Genomic DNA, 10,127 nt, shown 5'->3' with positions numbered 1-10,127 from the left:
CGGTCACCGCAGCACGCTGCGGCTCCCTCCTCCGCCTTGCGAGACACCACCTGACCGATCCTCGCCACGGCAAGATCCGCAGGACAGGACCTAGAGGCTCCGGCCGTCCGGGGCCGTCGAGATGGCACAGATGGATGGGCGACGAGATTCCGGACCGCACTCCCGACCGGCGCCGCCGGAGAGCGACCTCGGTGCCCGCGGATGACCGGGAACGCCCGGGGCGGTCACCCGGCGAGAGGCCCCAAGGGCTTACGGTCCGCTTATGAGCCGAGGTCAGCGGGCTCCGCATCGCCCGCCGGCAGACGGAACCCTCGGTAAAGGTTTCCAACCCGATAGCGCAATGCATTGACGCGATAACCACATCAAAGCATAATTCCCCTCATGCATGCACAAACTTCCACAGAAGTGGGCAGTCGTGCTGCCCGCTGAGCGGCATGCGCGCATCGGGGAGGCACTGCGGATCTCCCGCGTCGTCAGCACCGACGACCTCGCGCACGAGCTCGGCGTGTCAGCGGAGACGATCCGCCGTGACTTCGTGGCGCTTGAGCGCCAGGGGAGGCTGTCGCGCGTGCACGGGGGCGCGACCATCACGCTCGGGCAGGCCGCCGGCGAGGAGGCCCCCTTCGCCGAACGCACCGGGACCGCCGCGGACGCCAAGACGCGCATCGGCCGTGCCGCCGCCGGGCTGGTGCACCCCGGCCAGACCGTGGTGATCGACGTGGGAACCACCGCCGTCCAGGTCGCCCGTGCCCTGCCGCTCGACTTCACCGGGACCGTGGCCACCTGTTCCCTGCTGGTCGCGGCGGAACTCTCCGAGCGGCCCGGCATCGAGGTCCTCGTCTGCGGGGGCAGGCTGCGCGGCGGAGACCTCGCGCTCTCGAACTCGGTGGCCCAGGCGTTCTTCGCGGACCTCAACCCGGACGTCGCGTTCCTCGGGTCGGGCGGCGTCGACGCCGCGGCCGGCCTGACCGACTACTACCTGGACGAGATCGCGGTCCGGAAGATCATCCTCAGGAACGCGACGCGTTCGTACGTACTCGCCGACTCAAGCAAGTTCGGCCTGGTCGCCCGGCACCGGGTCGCCGAGCTGGGCGAGCTCGGCGGTCTCATCACCGAGGCGGAACCCCCCTCCGGCATCCAGGACGCGATCACCCGCGGGGGCGGGGTGATGGTGCTCTCTTGAACGTTCTCCACCGTCGAAGGAGCCGGGCGGCGCGGCAACGCCACCCGGCTCGGACCAGCACGCCGATGCACCATCTGACAGGAAACACAGGAGTTGTAGGTCCATGACCCAGTATTCACCACCCGCGCCGGGCAATCAGGAGAGCGGCGCAAGTGTTGCGGAATTCGGCTACAAGCAGGCGATGAAGCGCGGCACCGGGCGTTTCGCCTCGTTCGCCGTGGCATTCGCCTTCGTCTCGATCGCCACCGGCATTTTCACCACCTACGGCTCGGTGCTGAACACCTCGGGCCCCGCGGGCATCTGGACCTGGCCGATCGTGATCATCGGTCAGCTCGCCGTCGCGTTCATCTTCGGTTCGCTGGCCGCGCGCATCCCGGTGACCGGATACTCCTACCAGTGGATGTCCCGGCTGGCGAACCCCGTGCTCGGCTGGATCATCGGCTGGGTCTCGTTCTCGTTCCTCGCGGTCGTGGTCGTGGCGGTGGACTACACCATCGCCTCCACCGTGCTGCCGGTGCTGCTCGGCTACGAGGGCACCGCGCTGAACGCCTGGGTGATCACCGGTGTGGTCATCATGTGCCAGGCGCTGCTGGTCGGGCTCTCCACCAAGTGGACCGAGCGGGTCAACAACTTCGCCGTGACGGCGGAGCTGATCGGCATGATCGCCCTCGTCCTGCTGCTGCTGATCGTGGGTTTCATCGCCAAGGAGGTCAACTTCGCCAACCTGTTCAGCACCGGCGCCATCCCGTCCGAGGGCTACCTCAGCATGGGCACGCTCACCTCGGCCGGTCCGTGGATGCTGGGCTTCCTGCTCGGCGCGTTCACGATCGTCGGTTTCGAGTCGGCGGCCAACCTCGCCGAGGAGACCAAGGACCCGGCCCGGGTCGTCCCCCGCGCCATGTGGCAGGCGGTTCTCGCCTCCGGTGTGCTCGGCTTCCTGTTCCTCGTCGCCGTCACCCTGCTCGCCGGCGACCCGGTCGAGCTGGCCAAGTCGGGAACCCCGGTCGCGGACGTGATCAGCCGGTCGCTCGGCCCCGTGGTGGGTACGGCGCTGCTCGTGCTGGTGGTCATCGCGATCTTCGCCTGCGGCATGGTGATCCTGATGACCGGCGTGCGGCTGGTCTGGGCGATGTCCCGCGACCAGCGCTTCCCCGGCTGGCAGGGCCTGCACAAGGTCTCCCCGCGCTTCGGCACCCCGCTGAACGCCACCGTCTTCATGTTCGTCATCGGCGAGCTGATCCTGGCGGTCTTCTCCACCCGGACCGACGCCCTCTTCGGCCTGTTCGCCGCCGCCACCCTGCTGCCGGCGATCATCTACACCGGAACCGTCATCATGTACGTGGTCAAGCGGAAGTCGCTGCCGCCGAGCAAGGGGTTCGACCTGGGCCGCTGGGAGATCCCGGTGATCGTCGTCGCGCTGATCTGGCTCGCGTTCGAGCTGCTGCTCTTCCGGGACGCCTCGTTCGTGGAGCCGTGGGTCTACGTGCTCATCATGCTCGCCATCGGCGCCGTGTACTTCGCCTACCTGCTGTTCACCAAGGGCACGAAGGGCCTGGTGATGCCGGACATGCACTCCATCGACGCGGAGCTGACCGCCGATGCCGCGGGGGCGGCCAAGGACAGGCGCACGGAGGGGACCCACCGGCGGTGACCACGGTACTGGCGATAGACCAGGGAACATCCGGCACCAAGGCGATCGTCGTCGACGCCCGCGGCGAGGTGCTCGGCCTCGCCGAGGTCCCGGTCCGCCCCACCTACCTGCCCGGAGGCGGAGTCGAGCAGAACCCCAGGGAACTGCTCGACTCGGTACTCAATGCCGGCCGCCAGGCCGTCGCGCGGGCCGGGGTGCGGATCGACGCCGTCACGCTGGCGAACCAGGGCGAGACCGTCCTGGCGTGGGACCCCGTCACGGGCGAGCCCCTCTCGGCCGCCATCGTCTGGCAGGATCGCCGCTCGGAGGGCGTCTGCGCGGAGCTGGAGGAGTTCAAGGACCGGATCGCCGCGACCACCGGGCTGATCCTGGACCCGTACTTCTCCGCCCCGAAGATGGCCTGGCTGCGCCGGAACGTGACGGGTGAAGGGGTGGTCACCACCTCCGACTCCTGGATCATCCACCATCTGACCGGGGAGTTCGTCACGGACGTCGCCACGGCCAGCCGGTCGCTGGTCACCCGGCTCGACGACGCCGAGTGGGACCCGGAACTGCTGGAGCTGTTCGGGCTCGGCACCGAGCGCCTGCCGCGCATCGTCTCCTGTGACGAGGTGGTCGGCCACACCTCCGCGTTCGGCGGGAACGTCCCCGTCGGCGGGCTCGTGGTCGACCAGCAGGCCGCCCTGCTCGCCGAGAACTGCCTGAACTCCGGAGAGGCGAAGTGCACCTTCGGCACCGGCGCGTTCCTGCTGGCCAACACCGGCACCTCCGCCGTGCGCTCCACCGCCCACCTGGCCGCCTCGGTCGCCTGGCGGGTCCGGGGGGAGACCTCGTACTGCTTCGACGGCCAGGTCTACACGGCCGCCTCCGCCGTACGGTGGATCCAGGATCTCGGCTTCATCCGTAGCGCCGCGGACCTGGACGTGGTCGCGGCGGCGGACGCCGAGGGGGTGCTGTGCGTGCCGGCGCTGGCCGGCCTGGCGGCCCCCTGGTGGCGTCCCGACGCCAAGGCCTCGTTCTCCGGGCTGACCCTCTCCACCGGTTCCGGGCACCTCGTGCTCGCCGTACTGCAGGGGATCGCGGCGCAGGTCGCCGAGCTCGGCGACCTCGTCGCCGCCGACCTCGGGCAGCCGCTGACCCGGCTGCGGGTGGACGGCGGGCTCACCCGGAGCAGGGTCCTCATGCAGGCGGTCGCCGACCTGATGCGGATCCGGATCGACGTCTACCCCTCCCAGCACGCCACCCCGATGGGGGCGGTGGCGCTGGCCCGCGCCTCGCTCGACCCGTCGCTCTCCCTCGCGGACGCGGTCCACCCGTGGGAGCCCAGCACGACCTACGAACCCCGATGGTCCGCCGATCAGGCGGCCGACTTCCGCTCCCGCTGGGCGGAGGCGGTCAACGCCACCCTGACGCGGGAGGGAACACGATGAACACCACGTTCGACGTGGCGGTGATCGGTGCCGGCATCGTCGGCTCGGCCATCGCCAGGAAGCTGGCCGGCTACGAGCTGAGCGTCGCGCTGCTCGACGCGCGCGATGACGTCGGTGACGGTACGAGCAAGGCGAACACCGCCATCCTGCACACCGGTTTCGACGCCAAGCCCGGCACCCTCGAATCCCGGCTGGTCAGTGAGGGCTACCACCTGCTGTCGGAGTACGCCGAGCTGACCGGCATCCCGGTCGAGCACACCGGGGCGCTGCTGGTGGCCTGGACCGCCGAGGAGCTCGACGCGCTGCCGGGCCTGCGCCGGAAGGCGGAGCAGAACGGGTACGGCAAGACGGAGATCGTCGGTCCCGAGGAGGTGTACCGGCAACTTCCCCACCTCGGGGAAGGCGCCCTGGGCGGCCTGACCGTTCCCGACGAGTCGATCATCTGCACCTGGACCACCAACCTCGCCCTGGCCACGGACGCGGTCGGCCGCGGCGTGACGCTGCTGCTGAACCGGGCGGTCACCTCGGTCGAGGACCTCGGCGACCGCACGGTGCTGCGCGCTTCCGGCGGGGATGTGCACGCCCGCTGGGTGGTCAACGCGGCCGGGCTCGGCGCCGACGTCATCGACCGGCTGTTCGGCCACGACCGTTTCACGGTCACGCCGCGCCGCGGCGAGCTGCTGGTCTACGACAAGCTCGCCCGCCCGATGGTCAACAAGATCATTCTGCCGGTGCCCAGCTCGCGCGGCAAGGGCGTGCTGATCAGCCCCACCGTCTACGGCAACGTGCTGCTCGGTCCCACCGCCGAGGACCTCGTCGACCGCACCGACACCGGGACCTCGGAGCGGGGATTCGAGTTCCTGCTGGGCAAGGGCGAGAAGCTGATGCCCGACCTGCTGCTTGAGGAGGTCACCGCGACCTACGCGGGCCTGCGCGCGGCGAGCGACCACCCCGACTACCTCATCGAGGCCGACGCCGGGCGGCGCTACGTGCTGGTCGGCGGGATCCGCTCGACCGGACTGACCGCCGGCATCGCCATCGCCGAGCACGTCGCCGACCTCGTCCGCGACGCCGGGCTGGCGCTCGTACCACGGGAGAACCTGCCGGAGCCGCCCCGCATGCCCAACCTCGGGGAGGCGTTCCCCCGCCCGTACCAGGACGCCGCCCGGATCGCCGCCGACCCCGCCTACGGCAGGGTGGTCTGCTTCTGCGAGCGGGTGACCGCCGGCGAGATCCGCGACACCTTCCGGTCACCGATCCCACCGGCCACCCTGGAGGGGCTGCGCCGCCGCACCCGGGCGATGAACGGGCGCTGCCAGGGGTTCTTCTGCGGCGCCGAGATCAAGAAGCTGCTGGAGAGCAGGGGCGAGAGTGCCTGCGAGCAGCGCCACGCACCGCTGGAGGCCGGCCGATGACACCCGGCGACATCACCACCCTCACCCCTGCCGTCGTCATCATCGGCGCCGGCCCCTCCGGGCTGAGCGCCGCCCGTGAACTCGCGCCGAGGATCAACGGTGACGTCCTCGTCCTCGACCGGGAGAGCACGGCCGGAGGCATCCCCCGGCACAGCGACCATCCCGGCTACGGGATCAGGGACATGCGGCGCTTCATGAGCGGTCCCGCCTACGCCAGGAGGCTCGTCCGGCAGGCCGAGGCCGCCGGTGCGAAGATCCTGACGAACGCCACCGTGACGAACTGGGCCGGTGACCGGACGATCGAGGCCACCACCCCGCGGGGCCGCATCCGCGTCGAGGCGCGGGCCGTCATCCTGGCGACCGGTGCCCGGGAGCGCCCACGACCGGCCCGTCTCATCCCCGGAGACCGCGCCCACGGCGTCTACACCACCGGACACCTGCAGAATCTCGTCCACCTGCAGCACGGGAAGGTCGGCAGGAGGGCCGTCGTCGTCGGCGCCGAGCTGGTCAGCTGGTCGGCCGCGCTGACCCTGCGCGAGGCCGGTTGCCGGACCGTCCTGATGACCACCGAGTATCCCCGGCCGGACTCCTACTCCCTGTTCAGCATCCCCGGCAGGATCCTCTTCCGTACCAGGGTCGCCACCCGCACCCGGGTGACTAAGGTCATCGGCCGGCCGGAACTGCGGGCCGTCGAGATCGAGGACCTCGACACCGGCGCCAGGCGGGTCGTCGAGTGCGACACGCTCGTCCTCACCGGCGACTGGATCCCCGACCACGAGCTGGTACGCGCGGCGGGAATCAGCATGGACCCCGGCACGAACGGCCCGCTGGTCGACAACGCGCTACGCACCGACAGGCCGGGCGTGTTCGCCGTGGGCAACCTGCTCCACCCGGTCGACACCGCGGACATCGCGGCGATCGACGGCGCCCATGTCGCGCGCTCCGTCATCGCCTGGTTGCGCGGCAGGAGCGCGCCGGCCGAGCAGGTGCGTCTCGTCGCCGACGCGCCCTTCCGCTGGGTGGCGCCGGAGATCTTCCGTCCGGGGGATCCGGCCCCGGCCCGTCGCCGCCTGCTGCTGTGGAGCGACCGCTACATCCCGTTCCCCCGGATCGTCCTCCGGCAGGAGGGAAAGGTCATCGCACGGAAGCGGCTGTGGTGGCCGGCGGCCCCCGGCCGGGTGTTCCGCGTCCCGACGAGCGTCCTCAGCGCGGTCAGACCGGATGCCGGTCCGGTGCACATCGGCGTGGAGAGCTGACACACCCCCGGCGAGCGGCCCCCGGCCACACCGGTCGGGGGCCGCTCGTATGTGCAGGGTCATGTGCAGGGTGAGGGGACAGGTCGGCGTCGTCCGTGGCGAACGGCGCCGCTCCCGCCGCCACCCGCGACACCGGGCCACCGCACCGGACGACGCGGATCGGTGCGGCCGTGTCGGCATAGATCGGCGTCCTGTCCGTGTCCTTGCTTGGTGACATGGCGAGGAGGACAGGTGGATCCAGGATTTGAGGCGGACTTCCGGGAGTTCGTCATCGATCGGTCGGGAACGCTGTTCCGTAGCCGAGTGCCGGACGCCGAGGTACCCGGCCGGTGGGCCACGTACAGAATGTCGGTTATGGAAGCCCGAATCGCGATAGCCCCGTCCCCGGAGGCGGGGGCGGCCTACGACCGTCCCAACTCCCCCGACCTCGACCGCCTGCGTCTCAGGGTCGAGGAGGCCGTGTCCGGCGGCGGTGGCGTCAATGTCCCGCTCGCCGAGGCGGACGGCCTGGTGTGGCTCATCCCCGGTGAGCCGGAACTGCTCCGCTCGGCTCTGGACGCCCACCCCCGGATCAACTGGGTGCAGTTCCCCTGGGCGGGGGTGGAGAGATTCACCGCGTCCGGCGTGCTCGACCGGCCGGTGGCCTTCAGCTGCGCCAAGGGGTCGTTCGCCGGGCAGGTCGGCGAGCACGCGCTCATGCTGATGCTGGCCTGCCTGCGCAACCTCGTCCGGCAGGCGCGCACCCCCCGCTGGTGTTCGGTCGATCCCGGCTCCCTGCACGGCCGGCGGGTGACGATCCTCGGCGGCGGCGGTATAGCGACCGAGCTCATCCGGCTCCTGCGGCCGTTCGGGTGCCGGATCCGGGTGATCCGCCGCCGGGCGGAGAGCATCGAGGGCGCCGAGCAGACGCTGCCGCCCGAGGCCCTGCCCGCCGTGCTTCCGGAGACCGACATCCTGGTGCTGGCCCTCGCCCTGACGCCGGAGACGACCCACGTCATCGGTGCCACCGAGCTGGCCCTGCTGCCGGCGCACGCCGTCGTCGTCAACGTCGCCCGCGGCGCGCACATCCAGACCGACGCGCTCGTCGAGGCCCTCCGCGCCGGGACGATCTCCGCCGCCGGGCTGGACGTGACGGACCCGGAACCGCTCCCCGAGGGGCACCCGCTCTGGGCCGAGGACAGGGTGCTCATCACCTCGCACTGCGCCGACTCCGCCGAGTACGTCACCCGGATGTTCTGCGAGCGGGTCGAGCGGAACGTACGCAACCTGCGGGCGGGCCTTCCGCTGGAGGGGGTCATCGATCCCGCCGCGGGATACTGACGGGCTCCGCGATCGGCTGCGTCCCGGACCGCGGAACCGGCATCGCGGTGGATCGGAGGCGAGGAAAGCGATAGGTTCGCCCGCATGCCGGAAGAGCCGTCACGCGTGCTGGCAGGCCGGTACCTCCTGCGGGCCCCTCTCGGGGAAGGCGGCATGGGCGTCGTCTGGCGGGCCAGGGACGAGCTGCTCCACCAGACCGTCGCGGTCAAGGAGATGCGGCCACCCGCCGGGCTGCCCGCCGAGGACCGCGAGCGACTGCTGCTGCGGACGCTCCGCGAGGCCCGTACCGCGGCGACGCTGAGGGGCCACCCCGGCATCGTCACCGTCTACGACGTGGTCGAGGAGGACGGCCGTCCGTGGATCGTCATGGAGCTGGTCGAGGGACCGTCCATGGCGGAGGTGCTCAGGGCGGAGGGGCGGCTGGCCGAGGCCAGGGTCGCGGAGATCGGGCTGCGGGTGATCTCCGCGTTGGCCGCGGCGGAGGCGGCGGGGATCGTGCACCGCGACGTCAAGCCCGCCAACATCCTGCTCAGGGGCGACCGGGCCGTGCTGACCGACTTCGGGATCGCGGCGGCGGTCCACGACACCACGGATCTGACCGGTGCCGGGCAGTTGCTCGGCACGATCCCCTACCTCGCGCCGGAACAGCTCGGCGGCGAGCGCGCCTCGGCCGCCTCCGACCTGTGGGCGACGGGCGTGACGCTGTACGAGGCCGTGGAGGGCCGCAGGCCGTTCGAGCGGGAGAGCCCGATGGCCACGATCGCGGCGATCATCAATCGCCCGGCGGCGCCGACCCGGTACGCGGACCGGCTCGGCCCGGTCATCGAGGGCCTGCTCAGGAAGGATCCCGCCGAGCGGCTGACGGCCGGCCAGGCCGAGGCGCTGCTCGCGCCGGTGGCCGCCGGAGCCGCACCGGACCGGGTGAACGCGCGTTCGCCGGAGGACGGACGTTCCTGGCAGATCCCGGGTCCGACCGGGTACGCCGGACCCGCCTGGCAGGCCCCGAGTCCGGCCGAAGACGGCGGACGGGCCCAGGGCGCCGCCCCGGCCGGGACCGGGCCGACCTCTTCGAGCGATCATGCCCGATCCGGCGCCTCCCGGTGGCCTCGCCCCCAGGTGATGGTGGCCGCGGGGGCGGCTGTGCTGGCGGTCGCCGTGGCCGCCGCGGTGATCTGGGGAGTCCAGGGCGGCTCCGCCACGCCGGAGAGCGCCGGAACGCCCGGTCCCGGCGCAGGTTCGACGGCCCCCACGGGCTCCGGTGGTGAATCCGGCCAGAACCCGCCGTCCTCCCCGGTACCTGACTCGCTGCCGCGCGGCTTCACACTCCACAAGGATTCCCGTGGATTCTCCATCGCGGTGCCCGACGGCTGGACCAAGGACGAGGCCGAGGATCAGGTGAGCTGGAGCCGGCCGGAAAGCTCGATCCTCTCCTCGTCCTCCTGGTACCTGGGAGCCTTCGCGAACCTCAGCCGGAAGGAGACCCGGGCCCCTGCCGCCATCCTCGACGAGCTGCGCGACGCGCTCAGGAAGGACACGTTCGCGCCCGACTCCTACCGGGAACTCGTCCGGCGCCCGATCTCCGTCGCCGGGGGCGACGGTGCCGAGCTGGAGTTCGGCTTCGCGCACAAGGACGCGTCGGGCATGCCCTTCCGGCTGTACGCCCGATGCGTCATCCGTGACTCCGGCGGCGTCGGGATGTTCTGGTTCTTCGCACCCGCCGGGCAGTGGGCCGAGGCCAGCGGGCATGTCGACACGTTCGTGGAGACCTTCCGGCTCAACTAGGCCCTGTCCTGCGGATCTTTTGCCTACCGCGGTCGGTCAGGCGGCGCCTCGCCGCGTTGTCGTCGGTCACCGCAGCACGCTGCGGCTCCC

Annotated in this window: 7 protein-coding genes; all 7 read left to right on the top strand. The window is 71.4% G+C overall.

Annotated elements, in window-relative coordinates; genetic code table 11:
* Window positions 1–385 precede the first annotated feature (385 nt).
* Window positions 386–1,183: a DeoR/GlpR family DNA-binding transcription regulator gene (locus ABT130_RS45715; RefSeq protein WP_350966217.1), complete on the top strand. Its 798-nt coding sequence runs from the start codon at window positions 386–388 to the stop codon at window positions 1,181–1,183.
* Window positions 1,184–1,286: 103 nt separating this feature from the next.
* The gene (locus ABT130_RS45710; RefSeq protein WP_350966216.1) at window positions 1,287–2,834 is read left to right on the top strand and encodes an amino acid permease; all 1,548 of its coding nucleotides are present in this window, start codon (window positions 1,287–1,289) and stop codon (window positions 2,832–2,834) included.
* Window positions 2,831–4,264, top strand: coding sequence for an FGGY family carbohydrate kinase (locus ABT130_RS45705; protein WP_350912296.1), 1,434 nt, complete (start codon window positions 2,831–2,833; stop codon window positions 4,262–4,264). The genes ABT130_RS45710 and ABT130_RS45705 overlap by 4 nt, the downstream gene beginning before the upstream one ends.
* Window positions 4,261–5,679, top strand: a complete 1,419-nt coding sequence (locus ABT130_RS45700; RefSeq protein ID WP_350966215.1) for an NAD(P)/FAD-dependent oxidoreductase — start codon at window positions 4,261–4,263, stop codon at window positions 5,677–5,679. The genes ABT130_RS45705 and ABT130_RS45700 overlap by 4 nt, the downstream gene beginning before the upstream one ends.
* Window positions 5,676–6,935 (top strand): NAD(P)/FAD-dependent oxidoreductase, encoded by a 1,260-nt coding sequence (locus ABT130_RS45695; protein WP_350966214.1) that lies wholly within the window; start codon window positions 5,676–5,678, stop codon window positions 6,933–6,935. Before ABT130_RS45700 ends, ABT130_RS45695 begins: the two co-directional genes overlap by 4 nt.
* A gap of 354 nt (window positions 6,936–7,289) precedes the next feature.
* Window positions 7,290–8,255 (top strand): D-isomer specific 2-hydroxyacid dehydrogenase family protein, encoded by a 966-nt coding sequence (locus ABT130_RS45690; protein ID WP_350966213.1) that lies wholly within the window; start codon window positions 7,290–7,292, stop codon window positions 8,253–8,255.
* 84 nt (window positions 8,256–8,339) lie between these two features.
* Window positions 8,340–10,037: a serine/threonine-protein kinase gene (locus ABT130_RS45685; protein ID WP_350966212.1), complete on the top strand. Its 1,698-nt coding sequence runs from the start codon at window positions 8,340–8,342 to the stop codon at window positions 10,035–10,037.
* The last annotated feature ends 90 nt before the right edge of the window (window positions 10,038–10,127 follow it).

Origin of the sequence: Streptosporangium sp. NPDC001681 (genome assembly GCF_040298085.1) — a bacterium.
Taxonomy (GTDB): domain Bacteria; phylum Actinomycetota; class Actinomycetes; order Streptosporangiales; family Streptosporangiaceae; genus Streptosporangium.
The sequence above is the reverse complement of the archived record's forward strand: the minus strand, read 5'-3'. Positions and strand labels throughout refer to the sequence as shown.

What these genes read in the sequence shown, in the direction of transcription:
- ABT130_RS45715 (WP_350966217.1), top strand. Translation starts at nt 386, where the DNA reads ATGCACAAACTTCCACAGAAGTGGGCAGTCGTGCTGCCCGCTGAGCGG.
- ABT130_RS45710 (WP_350966216.1), top strand. Translation starts at nt 1,287, where the DNA reads ATGACCCAGTATTCACCACCCGCGCCGGGCAATCAGGAGAGCGGCGCA.
- ABT130_RS45700 (WP_350966215.1), top strand. Translation starts at nt 4,261, where the DNA reads ATGAACACCACGTTCGACGTGGCGGTGATCGGTGCCGGCATCGTCGGC.
- ABT130_RS45695 (WP_350966214.1), top strand. Translation starts at nt 5,676, where the DNA reads ATGACACCCGGCGACATCACCACCCTCACCCCTGCCGTCGTCATCATC.
- ABT130_RS45690 (WP_350966213.1), top strand. Translation starts at nt 7,290, where the DNA reads ATGGAAGCCCGAATCGCGATAGCCCCGTCCCCGGAGGCGGGGGCGGCC.
- ABT130_RS45685 (WP_350966212.1), top strand. Translation starts at nt 8,340, where the DNA reads ATGCCGGAAGAGCCGTCACGCGTGCTGGCAGGCCGGTACCTCCTGCGG.